This window comes from Corynebacterium sp. HMSC064H12 (genome assembly GCF_001809925.1).
GTDB lineage: Bacteria > Actinomycetota > Actinomycetes > Mycobacteriales > Mycobacteriaceae > Corynebacterium > Corynebacterium jeikeium_D.
Window position 1 is genome coordinate 28,024 of record NZ_KV799321.1, and the last position, 21,334, is coordinate 49,357.

Consider the following 21,334-nt stretch of genomic DNA (forward strand, 5'->3'; position numbering starts at 1 on the left):
TCGCCCACGGTTTAGCTCCGGAAAGTCTCCGGACGACCCAGTTGGTCAATAATCGACCGCAGCGTGGCATGAACATCGCGAGTTCCCGCCAGCACGCCTACGGAATCATGCCGCCAAGGATTGCCCGCCAAGTCTGTGACCACGCCACCGGCTTCGGAAATCTGAAGTACACCAGCTGCGTTATCCCACACATGCGGTGAGAAAGTCACGGTGCCGCCGAATGCCCCCATCGCGGTGGAACCCAAGTCCACTCCGACAGAGCCAGTAATTCGGATCGTCGGATAGCGTTCGCCCACCTTTGACAGCAGCAGTTGACGCCACTTGCGCGGGAGTGTGCCGTCGGTACTCGCGATGACGGACCCGAAGGCAATCGAAACCGGGCGGCCGGCCTCGGCGTCGATGTTGACGCGACGGCCGTTGACGAACGTGCCGCTACCTTTAGCTGCGGTAATACGCCGGCGTAGCAGAGGCATGGAGGTAATACCAACCACCGGCTCCCCCTCATGCATGAGTGTGAGCAGCATGGCACACAGCGGAAAACCGTTGGAATAGTTCGTGGTGCCGTCAATCGGATCGATGACCCAGGCGGTATGTTCCTCGGGGACTTTGCCACCGAATTCCTCGCCGTAGACGGGCAGCCCAGAATACTGCGTGAGGAGCTTGCGCAGACGACGCTCAATTTCCAGGTCAGTCTCCGTCGCGAAATCTCCGCGCGGCTTCATGACAACCGGGTCCGCGCCCACCTGCTGCGTGAACAGGCCTTCGACCTCATCGAGCGCCGCTTCAGCAATAGCGAGCATCGCCCGCGGTTCCAGGGCATCCATACTTTCTAAATCCTTCATCCGCCGTCTCAGCCGGGGTGCCGTTTGCTCGTTAACGCTTTCGCTTGACGACGTCTCCCCGGCCCGGCCACGAAAGTGTTCTCTTTAGCCGCGAGCTACTACCAGGGCCTCTTCCAGGGTGAAACGCCCTGCGTAGAGCGCCTTACCCACAATTGCGGAGTCAACGCCCTCATCGACCAGTGTGGCAATAGCTGCAATGTCGTCCAGGCTGCTGACACCGCCAGAAGCGACGATTGGAGCATCGGTAGCAGCGGCGACCTCGCGCAGCAGTTCCACATTCGGCCCCTGCAGGGTGCCGTCCTTGGAGACGTCAGTCACCACGAAACGGGATGCACCCTGAGCATCCAGGCGCTCCAGCACCTCCCAGAGGTCACCGCCGTCGGAGACCCAGCCGCGGCCGCGCAGGCGCCACTGCCCCTCTTCGTTAAGAACATCCAGACCAATGGCTACACGGTCGCCGTAGTTGGCGATAACCTCGCGGCACCACTCCGGATTCTCCAGTGCGGCGGTGCCAATATTGACGCGGGCACAGCCGGTGGCCAGCGCAGCCTCGAGCGAAGCGTTGTCACGGATACCGCCGGAGAGCTCCACCTTCACGTCGAGCTTGCCCACCACGTCGGCAAGCAGGTCGTAGTTCGAACCGCGACCGAACGCGGCATCGAGGTCGACCAGGTGGATCCACTCAGCGCCTGCGTTCTGCCAATTCATGGCAGCTTCCAGCGGTGCACCATAGGAAGTCTCGGTTCCAGCAGCACCCTGAACAAGGCGCACAGCCTGGCCATCGGCTACGTCTACAGCGGGCAGCAGGGTCAAACTCATGGGGGCTCTACTCTCTTCGACTTTTGGGCGTTGTGGCGATTGTCACAACGATGCTTGTTGCTAGTTATCTCAGTATAGGTGGTCTAGGTGGCGAAACTCCGTCACCTACCAGGTAGTGCGGTTAGGGCAGATACTACCGATTGGGCAACTACAGCGTGTCCACCCAGTTCTGCAGCAGCTTCAACCCTGCTTCACCAGACTTCTCAGGGTGGAACTGCGTGGCCCACAGCGGACCGTTTTCCACGGCTGCGATAAACCGATCGGATTCGTGGGCAGACCACGTCACCAGCGGCGGAGCGATGCGAGAATCCGTATTAAGGTCCCACTTGCGCACACCGTAGGAGTGGACGAAGTAAAAACGCTGATCTTCCAGTCCCTTAAACATCTTTGAGCCTTCCGGTACTTCAACCGTGTTCCAGCCCATGTGCGGCAGAATCGACGCCTCGAGACGCTCGACAGTACCGGGCCATTCACCACAACCCGGGGTGCCGGTGACAGCTGCGGATGCGTCGGTCTCCGCTGCGTGGATGCCGTCGGCGTACTCGACGCCGCGGTCAAAGAGCACCTGCATACCGACGCAGATTCCCATCACTGGTCGACCACCTGCGAGTCGTGAGCCGATTAGGCGCGGCCCTTGTACTCGATGCAAACCCTCCATGCATGCGGCATAGGCGCCGACGCCGGGAACGAGCAGACCATCGGCCTCCATCACGGTCTTCGGATCGGCGGTCACAATAACCTCGGCACCCGTGGTGGCCACAGCGCGCTCAGCTGAACGCAAATTACCGGAGCCGTAATCAAGGATGGCAACGGTCGGGGTCTTCGTCGAAGGTGAGACTTGTTCCATAGTTGGACATTTTAAGGCGCTGGGAATCGATGTTTGCCACTTACCCCAAGAAAACTGCCTGGATAGGCAAAAGCACTGGTATACAACTACCGAATACTTTGGTAAACTCAAGGTTAACAACAGGTTAACTAAGTTATTGATTTATCCCTAATACCCCTGATTACTTTTCACAGAGAGGCTCCGACGCCATGACTACCGCATCCGTTCTTAGTAAATCATTTGCCATTGTCCGCGAGGACCTTCACCGGCTCTACGGTGCAGCCTGCGATGCTGCGACCATCGATTCCATCCTCGACGATGTCATTGCAGAGCTGTCCAACTCTGCGAAGGTGACTAACTTCCTCCCCGTCCTCGCCGAACGCGAGGCCACCGAACGCATCAAGGCCGCGAGCGGATGCAAGGACTGCGCCCCGCGCCAAGAGATTCTCTTTGCCGATAGCCGCGGTTCCGGCCGCAGTCAGATTGCCACTGCCCTGGCCTACCACCTGGTTGGCGACGAAGTCTTTATCCGCACTATCGGCCTCAATCCAGAGGATGGCCTGAACCCTCGCGTCGTCGCGGCTCTTCACGACCGTGGCGTGGACACCTCACGCCTCACCCAAAAGGTGATTACTCCCCGCGTTTCCCACCGCGCCGACGTTGTCGTACTCATGGGCATCGACGAGACACCAGCAGTCCCCGGCGACCGCTACGTGGAATGGGATGTCGCAGATCCGGACAATCTCGCAGACGATGAGCTCCAGTCGCTTATCGACGATATCGAAACCCGCCTGCGGGCTCTCTTCACCGAGATGGACGTCGCCGTCGCGTAAACAGGCACGGCTGCCCCACGCCGGGGGTTGAATCTAATAACCAAAAAGAGTGGCTGCGCAAGAACTTGCGCAGCCACTCTTTTTCAAATGTCTCTTTGTGTGTAGTTACTTCTTCTTGCGGTCCCGAACCGTCAAACGCGTCACTGCATTCTTTGCCGGGCGGGCAACACGCACAGCGGCCTCCGGCGTACGACGCTTCACGGCATCTCCCAGACGACGCAGCGTAGCGCGGGTGTTCTGGTATTCCGCCACGCGGTGCTTTCCGATGATTCGGTCGAGCACCGCACCAATGAGGCCAACTGCCAGCAGAGCTGCCGCAAAGGCAAAGACAGCCGGGTACGGACGGAGTGCAGCCGCGGCTACGGCTCCCAGAACGAACGAGCCGATACCAGTGCCCGAGTCAAAGGACATGTTCCAGAAGGCACTGGCCTCAGCAGTACGGTCACGCGGCAGGCGGGCAAACATCAGCAGCAGAGCCTCATTTTGCACTATGCCGAAGCCCGCGCCGTAGAAAATGGCCGCAACCAGCAGCAGCCAGGCCGACAGATCAAAGAGAACCACGCCGGACATCATCAGCAGGCCAACAAAACCACTGATCAATGCCGGAATCAGCAGAATTCCAGCCTCCGACTTCCGGTCGGCGTAGATTCCTGCGAAATAACGGAACACCATCTGCGCGCCACCGAGAACAGACAGCGACAGGCCAGCCACAACCGCACCGGAGACCAGATCAATTTCGCGAGCTGCCGGGGCAAGGAATGCGGAAATACCACCAAAGCCCATCGCAATCGTGCAAATTGCGAGCGCGGGAATGGCCACCAGCTTCCATGTGGCAACGTGCTCAACGGGGCTCGGCTGAGTTGCTGCAGATCCGGGCACAGGATCGCCGACGTCTTCCTTGCCGCCCTTGCCCTCCTTCGGCGCTGGCTTAATCTTCGGGATAAAGAGTGCCATCAACGAACCGACAAGCGAGATGACGGCGCCCAGGACATAAACAGGGGTGTAAGAACCCGTCTTGTCCGCAATGATTAGTCCTAGTGGCAAGAAAATGAGCTCAGATAAACCAACTGCCACACCGAGAACGCCAGAGGCCTTACCCAGAAATTTCATTGGCACTAGCTCGGCAATCAATGCGGACTCGGCGACAGTCAACGCACCGAAGCCCATACCGCGGAGAACCGCAATGATGAGCACCAAAGCAGCATCGGTGCCAAAGATGTGCAGAATCGTCGGCAAGCCCAGAAACAGACCTGAAATCAGCATGGTCATGCCGTAGCCAAGACGGCGACACATACGTGGAGTCTGCGTCTGTGTGAGAACGGTAGCGGCCATAAAAACACCGGTGTAGGCACCGGCGAGCGAGGTTCCACCGCCATCGTCAAGAATTGCCTGCGGAATGACAGGCATGAGGAGTGACCAGCCACCGAAGGCGGCCATCACGGCGACTAGCGTAGGTACTAGTCCGGGCGCTTTCCACATGCTGTCCAGTTCGTCCAACTGCCTGCGGTCCATCACCCGGGACGCCATTTACTCCATCACTCCTATCAACCACAAAATTGCGCCGGCGAGCGCGATCACAGATAAGAGACCAAGGACAATTGTTCCGACCCTCGATCCGGATTTATAGAGTGACCATGTTCCGCCCACCAGCAGACCAGCGACAATGAACAAAAAATAAGTGCTCAGCGTCGATGCGGTAGACACCTGCGCTAAAAGCACGTCTACAGACGTTGTTACCATCGATTCCCCTAAAATGCCAGCTAAGGCGGATTTTCCGGTTTCCTACAGCGGCCGTCTACTTCAGCTGCGACCTACAGAGTGCCCTTGGTCGACGGCACACCGTGGACGCGCGGGTCGTCCTCGACGGCAGCACGCAGGGCACGGGCCACAGCCTTGTACTCAGCCTCGGTGATGTGGTGCGGATCGCGCCCGTAGAGACAGCGAACATGCAGCGCAATACGGGCATTTAGGGCGAAGGACTCAAAGAAATGCTCATTGATAACCGTTGCGTAGTGACCACCAATGACGGCAGTCAACATCTGCTCTGGTTCGCCAGTGCCAACGAAGTACGGGCGACCAGACACATCAACCACTGCGTGTGCCAGCGTTTCATCCATCGGGATATAGCAGTCACCAAAGCGACGAATACCAGACTTGTCCCCCAACGCCTGGGCGAAGGCCTGCCCCATCACAATGCCGGTGTCCTCCACCGTGTGGTGCGCATCGACCTCGGTGTCGCCGTTGGCGTGCACAGTCAGGTCGAAGCTGCCGTGGGAGCCGAAAGCGGTCAACATGTGGTCGAAGAACGGCAGACCGGTCGAAATATCGGCCTTGCCGGTGCCATCGAGATTCACCGAGCAGACGATGCTCGATTCGCGGGTGGCGCGCTCGATACGGCCAACGCGCTCAGTGCGCTCTGCCTTCAGATGGTCCTTATCACTGGCGTGCATAAGTCAGATTTCTCCTTATAGTGGGATGTACCAGCAGCATTTCGCTTAAGCCAGCGCGGTCGCTGCCAATTTCTTGGCCGCCGCCAGCAGTGCATCATTTTCACTGGGCAGACCAATAGTGGCACGCAAACGACCGGGCACGCCAACATCGCGGATGAGTACTCCCTCGTCCAAGAAGCTCTGCCATGCCGTCGAGGCATCGGCGAAACGACCGAAGAAGACAAAGTTCGAGTACGAGTCAATCACGTCGTAGCCATAGCTGTTCAGGGCGGCTACGACGCGGTCACGCTCGTCGGCAAGCTTTGCGACGGTCGACAGCGTCGCATCCGAGTGGCGAAGTGCAACTGTGGCTGCGGCCTGTGTCAACGTCGACAGGTGGTATGGCAGACGTACGAGCATCACAGCATCAATAAATGCCGGGTTAGCAACGAAGTAGCCGAGGCGGCCTCCTGCGAAGTCGAAAGCCTTGCTCATCGTGCGGGAGACAACCAGCTTCGACGGGAACTCAACCAGCAGCGTTGTCGCCGACGGCTCCTCAGTGAACTCGGCGTAGGCCTCATCGACAATGACGATGCCCGGCGCGGCTTCAATAATGCGGCGCAAGTCAGCGAGCGTAGTCAGGTTGCCAGTCGGGTTGTTCGGCGTCGTGATGAAGATGACGTCAGGACGGTGCTCGGCAATTGCCGCGAGCGCACTATCCATGTCGATGTCGAAGGTCTCCGGGTCGCGGTCGATGCCGATAAACTCCGTCTGCGTGCCGGACGAGAGGATTGGGTGCATTGAGTAACTGGGCACAAACCCCATTGCGCTGCGCCCTGGCCCGCCGAATGCCTGCAGCAGCTGCTGGAGAATCTCGTTGGAGCCGTTGGCAGCCCATACCTGGTCAACGGTGATGTCCACGCCGGTCTGGCGGGTGACATAGTCGGCGAGTGCGCTGCGCAGTACTACTGCGTCACGGTCCGGGTAGCGGTTGAGGTCAGAGGCGACCTTCTCCACTTGCGCCACCAGGTCGGCGATGAGGTCATCGGATGGCGGGTACGGGTTTTCGTTGGTGTTCAGGCGAACATCGACGTCGAGCTGCGGAGCACCGTAGGCTTCCTCGCCGCGCAGTTCGTCGCGCAGTGGCAAATCTGCCAGCACCAACTTGGCTACCGACTGCTGTGACTGGTTCTCAGGCTGGTTGCTCATTAGTTGTCGTTCCCCTTTTCTGCGCCATTGCTCTCAGAGCCGAGAAGCGTCTCAAAGCGGGCGCGGATGGCCTCGCCGTGCGCTGGCAGTCGTTCTTCGTTGGCCAGGACTACTACGCTGTCGGCAACTTCCTTCAACGCGGCCTCGTTGTAGTCAATCATGTGGACCGACTTGAGGAAGGTGTGCGTTGACAGCCCCGAGGCGTGGCGGGCGGTACCGGAGGTCGGCAACACGTGGTTGGAGCCAGCCGAGTAATCGCCCAGCGGCACCGGCGAAAAGCGACCGATGAAGATTGCGCCAGCGTTGGTAATGCGTTCGGCAACGGCCTGTGCGTTTTCGGTGTGGATCTCCAGGTGCTCAGCGGCGTAGGCATCTGCAACCTGGATGCCGATATTCATGTCGTCGACAAGCACGATGCCAGACTGCTTGCCGGTGAGCGCCTCACGAACGCGGTCGGCGTTCATGGTGACCTCGTAGCGGTTTTCGACCTCGCGGTCGACAGCGGCGGCGAAATCGGCGTCGTCGGTAATAAGTACGCTGGCGGCCATGATGTCGTGCTCTGCCTGGGAAATCAGGTCGTAGGCGACGGAGACAGGATCAGCGGCGTTATCTGCAAGAATGGCGATTTCGGTCGGACCAGCTTCGGCGTCGATACCGACGACCGAGCGGCACAGGCGTTTAGCGGCGGTAACGAAGATGTTGCCCGGACCGGTGACCATGTCGACCGGCTCGAGGCTCTCATTTTCATCGCCGTATGCGAGCAGTGCGACGGCCTGTGCACCGCCGACGGCCCACACCTCGGTCACGCCAAGCAGCTTGCAGGCAGCCAGGATGGTCGGGTGCGGCCAGCCGTCGTTGTCGGCCTGCGGCGGAGAGGCGACGACGAGGGACTCCACACCAGCTTCCTGAGCTGGGATGACGTTCATCAATACAGACGACGGGTAGACGGCGTTGCCCCCGGGGACGTAAAGACCGACGCGCGAAATCGGAATCCACTTCTCACGGACAATGCCGCCGGGAAGAATTTCAACAGTCTTGTCATTCGGCTTCTGAGCAGCGTGGAACGCGCGCACGCGCCCAATGGACTCCTGCAGAGCAGAGCGGACGTCGTCTTCCAGCGCGGCTTCCGCGGCATCGATAACCTCCGCTGGAACGCGCATGGATGCCGGACGAATACGGTCGAACTTCTCGGAGTACTCCATCGCCGCTTCCACACCACGGGCTGCCACGTCATCGACAACGGGTTTGACCGTGGGAATCATGGAATCAACGTCTGCCGCACCGCGCGGCAACACTCGACGCAGAGTGGCGGTGGTGGGAGTCTGACCGCGAAGATCAATAGTGGACAACATAATTAATTAGTAACCGCCTATTCGCACGATGGATTCATACGTGAGCACTTCAGAGTGACAAAGAAATGACAACAAAGTATTGAAAATCTGGGTCAAGCCAAAGACTTTATCCACGGTTTTCGCTACTATTCGCCCTTAAAGGCACCCTTGAGTATGAACTAAGCATATCTTTCTCACGCCCGGTTCATACCGATTGCCCCATTTAACCCCTCATACTGTGGCGCAAGTTAGTTCCGCCACAGTGACCCATTACAGTGTTAGGGAAAGTAGTAACCAGTCGTAGAAAGGCCAGCTGTTGAACCAGGACGGAAACAGCCCGGATTTGCGGAAGCTCGTCGCAGACTACGCAGAAGCGACCGCAGCCGATAATTCCCTGGCCACGCGCCAACTGGAATCAGTTTTCGCGCATCATTTCTACAACCCACAACTCTTTTCCGATCCGGAGGCCCACGGCGTTACCGAACACGTCGGCGCGTTTTACCGCATAGTCCGCGAGGTCACCGAATCTCTCGGCATGATGACGGCTGCGCACGATGCCGCCCTGAACTGGATGGTATGGGCATCCGATAACGACAATGTCCCGGAGTACTGGCGCGCCCGGGCACGGCTGGCCGCGGACGAAGCCCGCCGCTACACCACCTTTATCGCCGATGGCCCCACCTCTGCTGCCGCAGAGACCGAAATCCCACTCATCGCACGCATGAGCAGGGAAATCACCTCGTACCGGGCACTCGTGCTTGCCGACGATCTGGATGCCCCAACCAGCAGTCACAGCGCGGTGACCACGGATGCGGATGGGCCGCGGCCGCAGGAATCGTCGGCAAGCGAAGAAGCGGAGGAGCCGTTTAGCCCACGCCAGTGGAAGAAGCGGGCGGCACTGACTGACGCGCTGATTCGGATTGCAAGCGCCCTGCGAAAGGTCAACCGCGAGGACTTGGCACGGGAGCTGCACGAGATGATTCGTGCACTGCCAAATGAGGATAAGTTTGAGTCGATTGCGCTGGCGAAGACTCTGACGGAGGCATCACTGCTGCACCGAGCCGGGAAAGTCGTCGACGCAGCGCGACTTTGCGCCTCACAGCTCAATGCAATCGGTAACCGCTCCGTAATCGCGGGCCTTGAGCTGAGGCAGAATTTGGCACGGTACTCGATAGAGACAGGTAATAGCGATACCGCGTTCCGAATGCTGTCAAACAACGTGGCAGTCGCGGACCAGCACAGACTGGACACTGACTATATTCTCGCGGTTCGTGAGATGGCAGACATCAACTTCGAGGTGGCACACAACAAGCCCGATGCCGGGGAGATGCTGAAGCTAACTCAGCGCGCCCAGGATGTGTCGGCAGACTACCCCAACTGTGAAGTCACCATGGAAATCGCGCTGCTGAAGGCAACGGCACTGTACGAGCTCGGAGATTTCCACCATGCCGGCCAGGAAGCGGAGTCGGTTGCAAAGTGGTCTGAGCCTACCCAGGATTCCGCACGTACTGATTTTTCCTGTGCCATTGCGGCGGAATCGGCAGTCCAAGAGGGCAATACTGAGCATGCCGCAGTACTCTTCGACGCACTGGCCGATATTCGTGCCGGATACTCGTCCCCGATTTCGCCTGCGGAAACTCTGATGGATGCCGCACTATCACTCAGTAACGTGGGCGCTACAAGTGAACTGACTGACCACCTGATGGAACGCTCACGTGGCTACGTGGTTGGGTCCTGGGAATCGGCCAAGTGGCATGAAGCACAGGCGCTGTTGTGCTGGTCTGTGTGGGACAACGACGGCGTGTACAAGTACGCCGACGAAGCTGCCGAGCTTTTCTTAGAAGCCCACGCCCCTGCCGACGCCGCCCGCACACTGACCATCGCGGTGCGTGCTGCTGCTAGTGATAACAATGAGGAACGCGCCCGCCGGTTCGCGGTTCGCATCGGCGACCTAGTCGGCCCGGATCACCCGGTGCGCGATGAAGTTCGTGGACTAATGCGTAGCTTTTCAAACCCGGCTTAACAGCGCACCCGACTGCACAGGTCTGAAAAACAAAGCAGTTTTTGCATCTTCCCGATGCCACGGGCGAAGATAGTCCAATGGTCTGGTGGGAAGAAGAAAACTCTGAGTCTGGAATTCAAGTTGGCGATTGGGATACCGGCATCGCGGCCGACTACGCGTCAGGGAATTCAGAAAACGCATCAGCAACGGAGAACTCGTCCGAACCCCTGGACTTTCCTCCCCTGCCCAATCCGCTAAAGGCATTACCGGACTCACTTCCGGAGCTGCTGGTTATTTCCCGCAGGGCCGGTGCCACGCTCGACCACGTCACCAGTTGGCGCGCTGTCACCAAGTTCGCCCACACGCACTGGTTAGCCGACGCGCCTACCAACTCCCCCGATGTCGTTGGCGAATTCCACGCACTCAGGCACGCAGTCGCCGACCAACTGGAATTAGTAGAAGAAGCCGCTGCTGCACGCGCCGAGTGGCTGCGCTGGGCAACTGAGGCCAACATCCGCCCCGCGATCTTGCACGCACGCTCCTACGGAGCATTCGCCGAGGCAGAGGCCTTCATCGACGCCAACCCAGGTGATGCCATCACCGGCCGGCGCCCCGAGGACTCCGAAATCCCCGAGCTGATCAGGCTTACTAAGGACATCGTCGCCACCACTCCACAGCCCGGGGAGGCCTATTACTACCTGGTCAGCGCGGCTGTTGCTGGTGCCGCAGCATCGCTGGCGCGCCGGGCGGAAATCGCCGGTCAACTCTCTGAATGGTCCGCACGCTGGGCACCAAAGCGAAGCAGTTTCGACGACCGCAAGCTGTTGGAGGCGCAGCTCGCACACAGCCGTGGTGAGCTGCGCAGGGCCGCCCGCATCGCAGCCAGCGTCGCGGCAGCCCCTCAGTCGGAACCCGTCACCACGACGATTGAAGCACGCCAATTCCTGGCTTTCCTCTCTCTGGAAGCTGGTGAGGAAGCGGAGGCAATCCGCCAGCTACGCCCAATCGTGCAGGCTGGTCTCGATGCGGGACTCACGGTCGCGGTGCTTCGCAGCGTGCGTCTGCTCTGTGCGCTTCTCAACGCCCACGGCGATTTCGCGGAATCCGCCGACATTGCCCGCCACGCGCTCGCCAGCGCCGAGGGCATGCCGGTCAACCCCATCACCATGGATATCCAGCTCGTTTTGGCCCGCAGTCTCCTCGATGCCGATGAGGTTGACGAGGCGCTGCGCTTTGCCGAACCAGTTGCGCACTGGTCAGCATTTACCGCCGATGAAGAACGCACCGACGCGGCATTTTCTATTGCCTCCACAGCCGCGGGTCTCGGCAATAATCCCCGCCAGGCGGCAAAGCTGCTCATCGAACACGGCGAGCACCTTGAACGCAACGGCGATACCAAGGGCGCGGCCAAGGCCTACCGCCAGGCTGCGCGTTCCATCATTCATGTCATTGACCTGGTCATTTCCGAAGAGGGCTCCGAATTCACCGCCGAGATCGTCTCTGAGGACGCTTCCGCCGCCATTGACCACACGCTCAACGAGGCTGAGGACCTTCTGCTGCGTTCTCAGAAGCTCATCTCCGACGACTGGTCACTCGCCGACTGGCACGACGATGCCGCCTACGTCTTCTACTCCGCTGGCCGCGACACGTTGGCTATCAACCATGTGGAAGCCGCCGCGAAGGGCTACCTGCAGTCCGGCGATGGCGAGGAAGCCGCCCGCGCGCTGCTGGCGGGGGTTCGCTACCGTCTCGACGCGGGTGATTCCGACGGAGCCGCCGCCTATGCTCGGCGCGTCGAAGAGCTTCTGCCCCGCGACGTGTGGGAAGGCCATCCTGTTCTCGATGCCCTTGACGTCATCATCATTCAGTCGCTTGACGACGAATACTAGCGCCCCGCCCACTTCGGTACTGGCGGTGACACAAAGTAGAGTGTTAGGTCATGACTACTTCTGGTGATTCCGCGACTTCTAGCCCGCAGCAGCTTTTCGACGCCGCCACGGCATTGGCTGAGGAAAACAACCTCTGGGAAGCAGCCCTAACTCTGATGCAGGGGTTCGAGGAACTCGGCGACAAGGCTGATGCCCCGCAGACCGACAGTCTGGGGCGCCCCATCCGTGGCTCTGCACCAAAGCTGATGGACAAGGCCGCGGATTGGTTGGATCTGCTGGATAACCTGGAGAAAGACGGCTTCGAGCCGACCGCGGACACCCCTCCGCGCCACTTGCGCTGGGCGATGTGGCACACCTTGAACGGCCAGGCAGAGATTCGTCGAGGACATCAGGGGCGCGCCATTGATCACCTGGAGTTGGCGGCGGGACTTTTCCAGTCCGACAAGCTCAATATCCAGGCCGTGCCTCTGCTTGCACAAATTGCACAGTGCCACCTGCATTTGGGCGATGTCGCTGCTGCGGAGAAGGCGCTTTACCGCGCACAGGAAACCTGTGATGAGCAATCGCGGGAGCGCTGGGGGTCGGCACTAAGCGAGATTGGCGCAGAAATCGCCCGTCGCCTGTAGGCGAAGCTGCGAAGCGATACCGGGGGCTGATTCAGCTACTGCTCGTCGAAGTCGAGTCCGACATCGAACACCTTGGCCGAATGGGTTAGCGCGCCCACAGCCAGGTAATCGACACCACAGGACGCGTACTCACGAGCCACATCGATGGTCAGTCCACCAGAGGACTCAAGCTGCGTGGCCGGAGAAATCTGCGAGCGGCGCTGCACCGCAATCTGGGTCTCCCAGACCTCAAAGTTGTCCAGCATGACAATATCCGGCTTCATCGGCAGGATCTCATCGAGCTGTGCGAGGGTATCGACTTCCACCTCACACGGCAGCTCCGGGTACTGATCCCGCACCCTCTTCAACGCACCGGACACGGAACCGACAGCCACCACGTGATTGTCCTTAATCAGTGCTTCATCGCCCAAAGCGTAGCGGTGGTTAATTCCGCCGCCGCAGGTCACAGCATACTTTTCCAGGTTGCGCAGCCCCGGCAGCGTCTTTCGGGAATCGCGCACCCGCGCACCGGTGCCGACAATCGCGTCAGCCCACTGGCGCGTCGCAGTAGCTACACCACTGGCGTGCGTGAGGATATTCAGCATTGTCCGCTCAGCAGTCAGCAACCCCCGAGTCGGCGCAGAAATCGTTGCCAGCACTGTGCCAGGACGCACCAGGGTGCCATCTTCAACGTGCTTTTCGACGGTGAACTCACCCGAGATGACCTCCTGCAGCGTCCACTCCACCGCATCGATAGCCGCGATAACGCCCTCTTGCCGGGCCACCAGCCGGGCGCGTGCCTGCGCAGCTGCCGAGACTGTCGACAGCGAGGTCACATCCGGCCCGAAGCTCATATCTTCCTGCAGTGCCGTCCGAATGAGTCCGCGGGTGATGTTTTCGTTCAGCACCCCGCGCAGCGTGTCCTTCTCAAGAGTCATGGTTAGCTAATCCCCATCCTTTTCAAACCAAGTGTGGCACCCCAAAGTATATGGTCGTGCCAATGCTGCTTCGACGACTTTCCTTGCGGCCACGACCTGAACCGATTGCGGGAGCCGATCGATAACCGCCAACGCCTGCCGCAAGCTCTGCTCATTACGCGTTACACCAGCGCCTTCCTGCATCGCCGTCTGCAACCGGAAAAGCTGCCGTGGTTCCAGTTCTGGCCGTGGCTGAGGCAGGCTTTCAACGGCCGCTGCGAATTCCTCGTCCCCGACCGGCACAGCGTGTGTTTCAGCGACTCTTTCGGCCACCCGCTTGCCGACGACCAGGCCCTCCAGCAACGAATTGGAGGCCAACCTGTTGGCACCGTGGAGCCCTGTTGCGGAGCATTCGCCGGCCGCATAGAGGCCCGGCACACTAGTTGCACCGAATGGGTCGACGGCAATACCACCACAGGTGTAGTGGACCGCCGGGGCCACGGGAATGAGGTCCTTGGTCGGATCAATCTCCGCTGCGGTCAGGCCCGCTGTGATCGTCGGAAAGCGGGCGGCGAAGTTGTCGATGTGACGTGCGTCGAGGAAGACGTGGTCCTCGCCGAGCTCGCGCATGCGAGTCGCGATGGCGCGCGAGACGATATCGCGCGGAGCCAGGTCCCCGCGAGGGTCAACGCCGGCGGTCACACTGTTGCCCCGGGAGTCGACGAGAATGGCTCCTTCACCACGGACCGCCTCGCTGATGAGATGGCGTCGGCCGGTGCCATCTGATGCCGAGCGCTCGTCATAGAGCACCGTCGGGTGGAACTGGATAAACTCCATGTCCCGAATCTCCGCGCCAGCATCGGAGGCCATGCCGATAGCCTCGCCGCGGGCGCCCGAGGGGGCCGTGGTCGCACGGTAAATATGGCCCACGCCACCGGTAGCCAGCAGAGTGGCGCCTGCGCGAATAGCGCCACCGCCACGGGGATCCGCTACCAGCGCCCCCAGCACGCGGCCGTCTTTGCCAACGATGAGCTGGCGCGCTGTGGCGTTTTGCAGTACTCGCACGCCGGTAACTGAGGCTTCTAGGGCGCGCTCGATTTCAGCACCAGTGGCGTCACCGCCGGCATGAATGATGCGCCGCGCGTGGTGTCCGCCCTCTTTAGTGCGGGAATAAACGGCCGGGTTATCCGGTGCCGGGTCGAATGTAGCGCCTAGCCCGATTAGCCACTCGGTCGCCGCAGCGCCGGCGCGGATGATGGAAGCCACAGCCTCTTCATCGCCGTGTCCGGCACCGGCATCGAGAGTATCCGCGATATGGGAATCAGTGGTGTCGTCGAACCCGTTGGCCACATGGCCGCTGGGGTCGTCGTCAAGCCCGACGACCGCGAGCCCGCCCTGGGCGAGATTCGTGGCAGCATCGGCGAAACGCAGCTGTTTGCGGGCACCGACGCGCCACTCGACGCTGTCGATAACCAGCACGTCGAGGCCGAGCTCAAGAGCCCGACGCGCAGCACTGAGCCCTGCGACTCCCCCGCCGATGACGAGGAAGTCACACGTCAGTGTCCAACTGTCGAATGATGGGCGCAGACCAAACGTGTTACTCGCCTCCGCCTGGGTTACCGATGGCGATCATGCGCTCGACCGAAGCGCGCGCCTTGTCGGCGACATCCGGCTCGACATCGACTTCATCAGTGCCCTCAACGAGGCAGCGCAGCAGAGCCGCCGGAGTGATGAGCTTCATGTACGAGCAGGAAGCGCGGTCGTTGACCGGCTCAAAGTCGACATCCGGTGCGGCCTTGCGCAGCTGGTGGAGCATGCCCACCTCAGTGGCCACGAGCACCTTGCCGTTGGGCTTGTTCTCCTTCAGCTTCTGCGCCTCGGTCAGCATCTCGCCAGTGGAGAGCATCTGCACGCGCTCGGGCTCGATGGTGCCTTCACCTGCGAGGTAAATCGCAGAGTTCGCGCAACCGCACTCCGGGTGAATGAACAGCTGCGAATCGGCGTTCTCCTCCGCGCGGTGCGCGAGTTCCTCACCGTTGATGTTGGCGTGGACGTGGCACTCACCAGCCCATACCTTGATGTTGTCGCGGCCGGTCTCACGGCGGACGTGTGCGCCGAGGAACTGATCCGGGTTGAACAGGATCTCCTGGTCTTCCGGGATGGACTTGACCACGTCGACGGCGTTGGAGGAAGTACAGCAGATGTCGGTCAGAGCCTTTACGTCTGCCGTGGTGTTGACGTAGCTGACCACCAGTGCGCCGGGATTCTCTGCCTTCCACTCGGCCAGTTCATCTGCAGTGATGGAGTCCGCCAGGGAGCAGCCGGCGCGCTCGTCCGGAATAAGGACGGTCTTCTCAGGGCTCAGAATTTTGGCGGTTTCCGCCATGAAGTGGACACCACAGAAGACGATGACGTCAGCATCGGTTTCCGCAGCGATGCGGGAAAGTCCGAGGGAGTCGCCGGTGTAATCGGCAATATCCTGAATCTCCGGCAGCTGGTAGTTGTGCGCAAGAATTACGGCATTGCGTTCGCGGGCGAGGCGCCTAATCTCCTGGGCCCAGCGCTCATCTGCAATTACGCCACCGTAGCGGCCATCTTTATCGACTACCGATTCGTACAGATCCGATTCAAGGCGCGGCAGGCTGGAAGCATTGGCCGCAAGGCTGGTATTCACGGAAAACTACGTCCTTACTTCAATGGGCTGTGGCTACGACCGGAAAAACGCCGTCACCGTTACCGGCAACGGTCCCCGGAGGCATTCGCAGCGGACTCAAACGGGCAAGTGCAAGAGACCTAAGCTCGCCACACAATATCGAAAAAGCCCCTAAATCGGGGCGAATACTGACATCGAAGACGAACCTATTTCCCAAAATTGTAAGGCTTGTATAAGCCTATTTCCCAATAACTACCCCTGTTCAGTAGGAAACAGTGCTTTACGACGGCCCCCGCGCAGAACCTCACTGCCTCACTTAGTGACCGAATCTGCGTCCGCAACATTGTCCGCAGCGCTCTCGTTACCTTCCGTGAAGTCCGTTTGGAACAACACCCGGGACCACAGTGCGAGCATGGCAACCAGTGGCGCGACGAGCAGTGCTACATAGGTTTTGAAGTCTGGAATCACCGAGAACTTATCGCCCGGCTGCATGCCCGCCAGATCCGGCTGGAGCAATGCCGCAACCGACTGACCGACGAGGTACGTCACTGCTGCGCTCATCAACGCGGAGAAACCTGCCCAGCCAATTGCTGTGAGCATCTGCACAGGCGTCGTGATGGCACGGTTTCGGAAGGTAGTAATTCCCAGCACCAGGCCGCTGATGGCAGTGACAGCAACAAACCAGAGCAGCCCAATAAAACCAGCGTCAACGGTTTCCTGAATAATCGCTAGTTGGTTATCCGGGAGCATTTGCACTTGCTGCTTGGGGCGTAAGAATGCCCAGGCCACTCCGGCTATCGTTCCCGTTACAACGGAAAAGAGAACAATACCCGAGGCCATTGCCACGCTCTGCTTTTCAACGTGTGGGACTCGGGTATTTTTCATAGTCATAGTTGACTAACTTACCTCACGGCGCACATCCAGTACTAGCGTGCCCGAATGGCGCACTAGCACAACCAGCGCCTTTTATCGCTGCTCCAACATAACGGAGTCCACTTCGCCGTGGCGCGAGCACTTTGCAGTCCAGCCGTCCGGACGCACCTGCACCACCATCCGGCGCCCACAGAGCTGGCAGAACCGAGGCGCCTCCAGTCCAGCTTTTGCACCATAGGAGCGTTCGCGCACTTCACCAGCTTCGAGGTCGGCGCCGGTAAAAGGATCGAACTTGGGCTCATCTCCCAGCACCATGGCCTGGAGCAGCTCTGTGGAGTCGACTTTCTTACTCCGCGGCGAGCGCGGGCTAGATGTCCGAGGCTTAGACAGTTGCATTGAGAGCCTTAATTGGGAGTCGTACCTTGCCAAGCATGTCTAGATCCTGCTCCGCCGGACGGCCCAGAGTGGTCAGGTAATTACCGACAATGACAGCGTTGATACCGCCGAGCAGCCCCTTTTCTGCGCCCAGGTCTCCCAGGGTGAGCTCACGACCACCAGCAAAACGCAAGATAGTCTTCGGCAGTGCCAAACGGAAGGCACCGATGGCACGCAGTGCATCCTTAGCTGGCATCGGCTCGCGACCGGCGAACGGAGTGCCCGGGCGCGGGTCGAGGAAGTTCATCGGCACCTCGGTCGGGTTGAGCGCCGCCAGGTCCTGAGCAAACTCAGCACGCTGCTCAAGGGTCTCGCCCATACCCAGGATGCCGCCACAGCAGACTTCCATGCCAGCTTCGCCGACCATGCGCAGGGTGTCATGGCGCTCTTCCCAAGTGTGGGTGGTCACGACCTGCGGGAAGTAGCTCTTGGCGGTCTCAAGGTTGTGGTTGTAGCGGTGAATACCAGCCTTGGCCAGGCGATCCACCTGTTCCTGCGTCAGAATGCCCATCGATGCGGCCACATTAATGTCAACCTCTGCCTGAATGGCGGCGACGGCCTGTTCCATCTGGCTGAGCAGTCGCTCATCCGGCCCCTTTACTGCAGCAACGATGCAGAACTCAGTCGCACCAGACTTTGCAGTCTGCTTGGCGGCGTCCACCAGAGCCGGGATATCCAGCCATGCCGAACGTACCGGAGACTCGAACAGACCCGACTGCGAACAGAAGTGGCAATCCTCTGGGCAGCCGCCAGTCTTCAACGAGATAATGCCTTCAACCTCGACCTCTTCGCCGCACCACTTCAAGCGCACCTCATGAGCCAGCGCCAGCAGTTTCTCGATGCTGTCGTCATCGAGGTTCAGAACCGCCAGGGTCTCCTCGTAGTTCAGCCCCTCTCCGCGGGCGAGCACCTTTTCGCGGGCGAGTTCCAAAATGTCCTGCTGCTGTTGAGTCATGGGGGGTGACGCTCCTTGAGGCTGGGGATAAAACTTGAACACCGTTTCAGAAGTTGTACAGTTATCAAACTTAATACCGCAGCTACAGAATGTCGAACAGGGTTCAATTCCCGTCGTGTCGCGGATTTACGCTCCCCATTTCAGCCTTGAGACATCTTCCAGATGATTCTTCTTTCGTCTACGGTAGGCAGTGTGCAATTGACCAAGGACATCATTGTCGACGCAGCTCTCACCATTCTCAACGAGTACGGACTCGGCGATCTCACGATCCGCCGCCTGACTCGCCACTTGGGTACCGCCGCTGGCGCAATGTACTGGCACTACCCTTCCAAGCAGGCACTGCTGGGCGCCGTCGCTGACCGCATCTTGGCTCCCTGCACAGAGTTTTCCGCCACAGGCGATTGGCGTGCCGACATCGAAGCCGTCGCCGAGCTGCTCTACTCCTGCCTCACCGCTCATCGGGATGGCGCCGAGGTCGTCTCGGCCGCGCTCGCTACGGGCACCGCCACGATTCGCCCCGAACAACTGCTTGCCGACGTCCTGGAGAACGCATCCGAAACCTCCATCAGCACCCCATCAGCGGCTGATACCGCGTCTGTCCTCGTGTACTTCATTCTCGGTGCGACAGTCGACCAGCAGACAGCCATCGCGCTTAATCTAAATGGCGCCAAGGGCGTTTCCGACAATGGTGATGCCAGTGGCGAGAACACCGCCGGTAAGGACGCTGAGGTCGAGATTTCCTCTGAAGATACGGCTACACAGACAAAAGAGCTCGGCCGCCAGCGCATTGCACTGGGAACCGAGCTCTTTATCGCCGGAATTGCGGGGGTTGCGGAGACTAAGGGGATTGCAGGTCAGTAAGCCCCGCTGAAACAATCACGCTCACGGTCAAGCCCCGGCGCTAGAGCACCAGAGCTGCTACCCAACCAGCTGCCAGCAGCGGCAGGTTGAAGTGCAGGAAGGTCGGAATAACCGAATCGCGAATGTGGTCGTGCTGCCCGTCGGCATTGAGACCCATCGTCGGGCCGAGCGTCGAGTCCGATGCCGGCGAACCAGCATCACCTAGAGCACCTGCAGTACCAATGATGGCGACGGTAGCCATCGGCGAGAAGCCCAGCGACAGACACAACGGCACATAGATGATGGCGATAATCGGCAACGTCGAGAAGGACGAACCAATACCCATCGTGACCACCAGACCAACGACCAGCATGGCGAATGCAGCGGCAGGCTTGTTGCCCGCAAACAGCTCTGCAGTAGCGGTCACCAGCGGCTCGATCTGGCCGGACTCCGACATCACCGAGGCGAAGCCCTGTGCAGAAATCATGATGAAACCAATCAGGGCCATCATCTTCATACCGGCGGTGAACACGTCGTCCGCCTCACGCCAGCGCACGGCGCCGGTGAACATGAAGATTGCCAGACCAGTGAGTGCACCAATCAGCAACGGATCGGCATCGGTCTCCATAGAATTCATCACAATCTGGACGACGAAAGTCACCACGATTGCAACGAGAGCGACGATAACTCGGTACTTCGACACCGGTTCGTCAGACTGGGTTTCTGCGTGTGAGGACTGGGCAATCGGCCGATCTTCGTAATGCCGTGGCTTCCGGTAGGAGAAAAATACGGCAATGGCCAGACCGGCCAGCATGCCGAGAGCCGGGATGCCCATCGTCATCATGATGTTGATATTGGAAACATCAAGGCCAGCATTCTCGATGTTCCCCAGCAGGATGTCGTTCAGGAAGATAGAACCGAATCCGACCGGAACCCACATGTAGGTGGTGACCAAACCGAAGGTCATCACACTGGTAATCATTCGACGGTCGATGTTGAGGCGGTTAAATACCGGCAACAGCGGCGGAATAATCAGCGGGATAAACGCAATGTGAACTGGGATGAGGTTCTGCGACATAATCGCCATGGCCAAAATGCCGGCGACCATACCCCACTTGGTCCATGCCTCTGCCTTAGATTTAGCGCCTTCATCCTCCGTACCGATCTTGGCAATCAGCCAATCGGCCAGCAATTTGGGCAACCCAGAGGATGCCACTGCCATGGCAAAGGCACCCAGCATGGCATAGCTCAGGGCAATCTTCGCACCACCAGAGAGGCCTTCCTGGAAGGCAACCATTGTGGCATCGAGCCCCATACCGGCGGAAAGACCACCGACTAAGGCGCCAATAAACAGCGCTAGCACAACGTGTACCCGGCAGACCGCCAGGATTAGCATCACCAAAACGGCGAGAAGAACGGCATTCATAAGGAAAATATTAAGGCAACCTTAAGTATTTCCAGCAACCGGGGCTAGAAAGACTTCACCCCAAAATCTTTACACCCCGGCTAATGCGGCTAATCAATCGAGACGAGTCCCTGGCCGCCCTGCACTGCGTCGCCGACTTCGACATGAATAGAGCCGACGGTGCCTGCAGCCGGGGCCGTAATCTCGGTTTCCATCTTCATTGCCTCGAGAATGAGCAGCACCTCCCCAGCCTCAATCTTCTGGCCTTCCTCGACCAAAATCTTGCTGACCGAACCTGCCAGTGGCGCCACCACCGAATTGGCGGAGACACCCGAGACACTAGCGGTGGCCGGCTCAACGGAAGCGCTCGACGATCCACCCAACACGATGGGCGAAAGACGCTTGGGCTCCTCAACTACTTCAACGTCGACATCGTAGGCAATGCCGCCGACAGTCACTTTCAATTTCATG

20 protein-coding genes are annotated in these 21,334 nt (G+C 59.6%); 5 read left to right on the forward strand and 15 right to left on the reverse strand.

What is annotated here, in order from left to right; all coding sequences use genetic code 11:
- Positions 1 to 11: 11 nt before the first annotated feature.
- The 3 genes from HMPREF2681_RS00130 to hisH all read right to left on the reverse strand — a co-directional run bounded on the left by HMPREF2681_RS00130 (position 12) and on the right by hisH (position 2,508).
- Positions 12 to 824, reverse strand: a complete 813-nt coding sequence (locus tag HMPREF2681_RS00130) for an inositol monophosphatase family protein (RefSeq protein WP_049170313.1) — start codon at positions 822 to 824, stop codon at positions 12 to 14.
- A gap of 102 nt (positions 825 to 926) precedes the next feature.
- Entirely contained in the window at positions 927 to 1,661 is a 735-nt protein-coding gene (gene priA, locus HMPREF2681_RS00135) for a bifunctional 1-(5-phosphoribosyl)-5-((5-phosphoribosylamino)methylideneamino)imidazole-4-carboxamide isomerase/phosphoribosylanthranilate isomerase PriA (protein WP_070545578.1), read from the reverse strand.
- Between the two features lie 148 nt (positions 1,662 to 1,809).
- The gene (hisH, locus tag HMPREF2681_RS00140; protein WP_016422947.1) at positions 1,810 to 2,508 is read right to left on the reverse strand and encodes an imidazole glycerol phosphate synthase subunit HisH; all 699 of its coding nucleotides are present in this window, start codon (positions 2,506 to 2,508) and stop codon (positions 1,810 to 1,812) included.
- A gap of 188 nt (positions 2,509 to 2,696) precedes the next feature.
- Here hisH and HMPREF2681_RS00145 point away from each other — a divergent pair, with 188 nt between their 5' ends.
- A complete protein-coding gene (locus HMPREF2681_RS00145) occupies positions 2,697 to 3,320 on the forward strand; it encodes an arsenate-mycothiol transferase ArsC (protein ID WP_070545580.1) in 624 nt (207 codons plus the stop codon).
- A 105-nt stretch (positions 3,321 to 3,425) separates the two neighbouring features.
- Here HMPREF2681_RS00145 and HMPREF2681_RS00150 read toward each other — a convergent pair whose 3' ends face one another.
- From HMPREF2681_RS00150 to hisD, 4 genes are all read right to left on the reverse strand, one after another.
- Complete coding sequence (locus HMPREF2681_RS00150) at positions 3,426 to 4,847, reverse strand: MFS transporter (RefSeq protein WP_048734650.1); 1,422 nt, start codon at positions 4,845 to 4,847, stop codon at positions 3,426 to 3,428.
- A gap of 284 nt (positions 4,848 to 5,131) precedes the next feature.
- Positions 5,132 to 5,770 carry an imidazoleglycerol-phosphate dehydratase HisB gene (gene hisB / locus HMPREF2681_RS00160; protein WP_070438967.1) on the reverse strand — a complete coding sequence of 213 codons (639 nt, stop codon included), beginning with the start codon at positions 5,768 to 5,770 and terminating at the stop codon, positions 5,132 to 5,134.
- Between the two features lie 45 nt (positions 5,771 to 5,815).
- Positions 5,816 to 6,958 carry a histidinol-phosphate transaminase gene (locus HMPREF2681_RS00165; RefSeq protein WP_070545583.1) on the reverse strand — a complete coding sequence of 381 codons (1,143 nt, stop codon included), beginning with the start codon at positions 6,956 to 6,958 and terminating at the stop codon, positions 5,816 to 5,818.
- Positions 6,958 to 8,310, reverse strand: coding sequence for a histidinol dehydrogenase (gene hisD / locus HMPREF2681_RS00170; protein ID WP_070438960.1), 1,353 nt, complete (start codon positions 8,308 to 8,310; stop codon positions 6,958 to 6,960). The genes HMPREF2681_RS00165 and hisD overlap by 1 nt, the downstream gene beginning before the upstream one ends.
- A 295-nt stretch (positions 8,311 to 8,605) precedes the next feature.
- On the opposite strand from hisD, the gene HMPREF2681_RS00175 reads away from it, so the two are divergent.
- From HMPREF2681_RS00175 to HMPREF2681_RS00185, 3 genes are all read left to right on the forward strand, one after another.
- Positions 8,606 to 10,312, forward strand: coding sequence for a hypothetical protein (locus HMPREF2681_RS00175; RefSeq protein WP_070545586.1), 1,707 nt, complete (start codon positions 8,606 to 8,608; stop codon positions 10,310 to 10,312).
- 77 nt (positions 10,313 to 10,389) lie between these two features.
- Positions 10,390 to 12,180, forward strand: a complete 1,791-nt coding sequence (locus HMPREF2681_RS00180; protein WP_070545590.1) for a hypothetical protein — start codon at positions 10,390 to 10,392, stop codon at positions 12,178 to 12,180.
- A 50-nt stretch (positions 12,181 to 12,230) separates the two neighbouring features.
- On the forward strand, positions 12,231 to 12,806 hold the full coding sequence (locus tag HMPREF2681_RS00185) for a hypothetical protein (protein ID WP_049170302.1): 576 nt from the start codon (positions 12,231 to 12,233) through the stop codon (positions 12,804 to 12,806).
- A 35-nt stretch (positions 12,807 to 12,841) separates the two neighbouring features.
- Here the strand turns inward: HMPREF2681_RS00185 and nadC are convergent, their stop codons facing one another.
- From nadC to bioB, 6 genes are all read right to left on the reverse strand, one after another.
- Complete coding sequence (gene nadC, locus HMPREF2681_RS00190; protein ID WP_070545592.1) at positions 12,842 to 13,723, reverse strand: carboxylating nicotinate-nucleotide diphosphorylase; 882 nt, start codon at positions 13,721 to 13,723, stop codon at positions 12,842 to 12,844.
- Positions 13,724 to 13,729: 6 nt separating this feature from the next.
- Positions 13,730 to 15,289: an L-aspartate oxidase gene (nadB, locus tag HMPREF2681_RS00195; RefSeq protein ID WP_083301567.1), complete on the reverse strand. Its 1,560-nt coding sequence runs from the start codon at positions 15,287 to 15,289 to the stop codon at positions 13,730 to 13,732.
- A 10-nt stretch (positions 15,290 to 15,299) separates the two neighbouring features.
- Positions 15,300 to 16,376 (reverse strand): quinolinate synthase NadA, encoded by a 1,077-nt coding sequence (gene nadA / locus HMPREF2681_RS00200; protein ID WP_049193980.1) that lies wholly within the window; start codon positions 16,374 to 16,376, stop codon positions 15,300 to 15,302.
- A 291-nt stretch (positions 16,377 to 16,667) separates the two neighbouring features.
- Positions 16,668 to 17,246: a hypothetical protein gene (locus HMPREF2681_RS00205; RefSeq protein WP_049193981.1), complete on the reverse strand. Its 579-nt coding sequence runs from the start codon at positions 17,244 to 17,246 to the stop codon at positions 16,668 to 16,670.
- 75 nt (positions 17,247 to 17,321) lie between these two features.
- On the reverse strand, positions 17,322 to 17,624 hold the full coding sequence (locus HMPREF2681_RS00210; protein ID WP_016422960.1) for a biotin synthase auxiliary protein BsaP: 303 nt from the start codon (positions 17,622 to 17,624) through the stop codon (positions 17,322 to 17,324).
- Positions 17,611 to 18,618 carry a biotin synthase BioB gene (gene bioB / locus HMPREF2681_RS00215; protein WP_049193982.1) on the reverse strand — a complete coding sequence of 336 codons (1,008 nt, stop codon included), beginning with the start codon at positions 18,616 to 18,618 and terminating at the stop codon, positions 17,611 to 17,613. Before bioB ends, HMPREF2681_RS00210 begins: the two co-directional genes overlap by 14 nt.
- A 192-nt stretch (positions 18,619 to 18,810) precedes the next feature.
- Here bioB and HMPREF2681_RS00220 point away from each other — a divergent pair, with 192 nt between their 5' ends.
- Positions 18,811 to 19,479 (forward strand): TetR family transcriptional regulator, encoded by a 669-nt coding sequence (locus tag HMPREF2681_RS00220; RefSeq protein WP_224783712.1) that lies wholly within the window; start codon positions 18,811 to 18,813, stop codon positions 19,477 to 19,479.
- 40 nt (positions 19,480 to 19,519) lie between these two features.
- On the opposite strand, the gene HMPREF2681_RS00225 is transcribed toward HMPREF2681_RS00220, so the two are convergent.
- Both HMPREF2681_RS00225 and HMPREF2681_RS00230 read right to left on the reverse strand, forming a co-directional pair.
- Positions 19,520 to 20,884, reverse strand: a complete 1,365-nt coding sequence (locus HMPREF2681_RS00225; protein WP_049193985.1) for a Na+/H+ antiporter family protein — start codon at positions 20,882 to 20,884, stop codon at positions 19,520 to 19,522.
- 89 nt (positions 20,885 to 20,973) lie between these two features.
- On the reverse strand, positions 20,974 to 21,333 hold the full coding sequence (locus HMPREF2681_RS00230; RefSeq protein ID WP_016422964.1) for a biotin/lipoyl-containing protein: 360 nt from the start codon (positions 21,331 to 21,333) through the stop codon (positions 20,974 to 20,976).
- Position 21,334 lies beyond the last annotated feature (1 nt).

What these genes read in the sequence shown, in the direction of transcription:
- HMPREF2681_RS00130 (WP_049170313.1), bottom strand. Translation starts at nt 824, where the DNA reads ATGGATGCCCTGGAACCGCGGGCGATGCTCGCTATTGCTGAAGCGGCG.
- priA (WP_070545578.1), bottom strand. Translation starts at nt 1,661, where the DNA reads ATGAGTTTGACCCTGCTGCCCGCTGTAGACGTAGCCGATGGCCAGGCT.
- hisH (WP_016422947.1), bottom strand. Translation starts at nt 2,508, where the DNA reads ATGGAACAAGTCTCACCTTCGACGAAGACCCCGACCGTTGCCATCCTT.
- HMPREF2681_RS00145 (WP_070545580.1), top strand. Translation starts at nt 2,697, where the DNA reads ATGACTACCGCATCCGTTCTTAGTAAATCATTTGCCATTGTCCGCGAG.
- HMPREF2681_RS00150 (WP_048734650.1), bottom strand. Translation starts at nt 4,847, where the DNA reads ATGGCGTCCCGGGTGATGGACCGCAGGCAGTTGGACGAACTGGACAGC.
- hisB (WP_070438967.1), bottom strand. Translation starts at nt 5,770, where the DNA reads ATGCACGCCAGTGATAAGGACCATCTGAAGGCAGAGCGCACTGAGCGC.
- HMPREF2681_RS00165 (WP_070545583.1), bottom strand. Translation starts at nt 6,958, where the DNA reads ATGAGCAACCAGCCTGAGAACCAGTCACAGCAGTCGGTAGCCAAGTTG.
- hisD (WP_070438960.1), bottom strand. Translation starts at nt 8,310, where the DNA reads ATGTTGTCCACTATTGATCTTCGCGGTCAGACTCCCACCACCGCCACT.
- HMPREF2681_RS00180 (WP_070545590.1), top strand. Translation starts at nt 10,390, where the DNA reads ATGGTCTGGTGGGAAGAAGAAAACTCTGAGTCTGGAATTCAAGTTGGC.
- HMPREF2681_RS00185 (WP_049170302.1), top strand. Translation starts at nt 12,231, where the DNA reads ATGACTACTTCTGGTGATTCCGCGACTTCTAGCCCGCAGCAGCTTTTC.
- nadC (WP_070545592.1), bottom strand. Translation starts at nt 13,723, where the DNA reads ATGACTCTTGAGAAGGACACGCTGCGCGGGGTGCTGAACGAAAACATC.
- HMPREF2681_RS00205 (WP_049193981.1), bottom strand. Translation starts at nt 17,246, where the DNA reads ATGACTATGAAAAATACCCGAGTCCCACACGTTGAAAAGCAGAGCGTG.
- HMPREF2681_RS00210 (WP_016422960.1), bottom strand. Translation starts at nt 17,624, where the DNA reads ATGCAACTGTCTAAGCCTCGGACATCTAGCCCGCGCTCGCCGCGGAGT.
- bioB (WP_049193982.1), bottom strand. Translation starts at nt 18,618, where the DNA reads ATGACTCAACAGCAGCAGGACATTTTGGAACTCGCCCGCGAAAAGGTG.
- HMPREF2681_RS00225 (WP_049193985.1), bottom strand. Translation starts at nt 20,884, where the DNA reads ATGAATGCCGTTCTTCTCGCCGTTTTGGTGATGCTAATCCTGGCGGTC.
- HMPREF2681_RS00230 (WP_016422964.1), bottom strand. Translation starts at nt 21,333, where the DNA reads ATGAAATTGAAAGTGACTGTCGGCGGCATTGCCTACGATGTCGACGTT.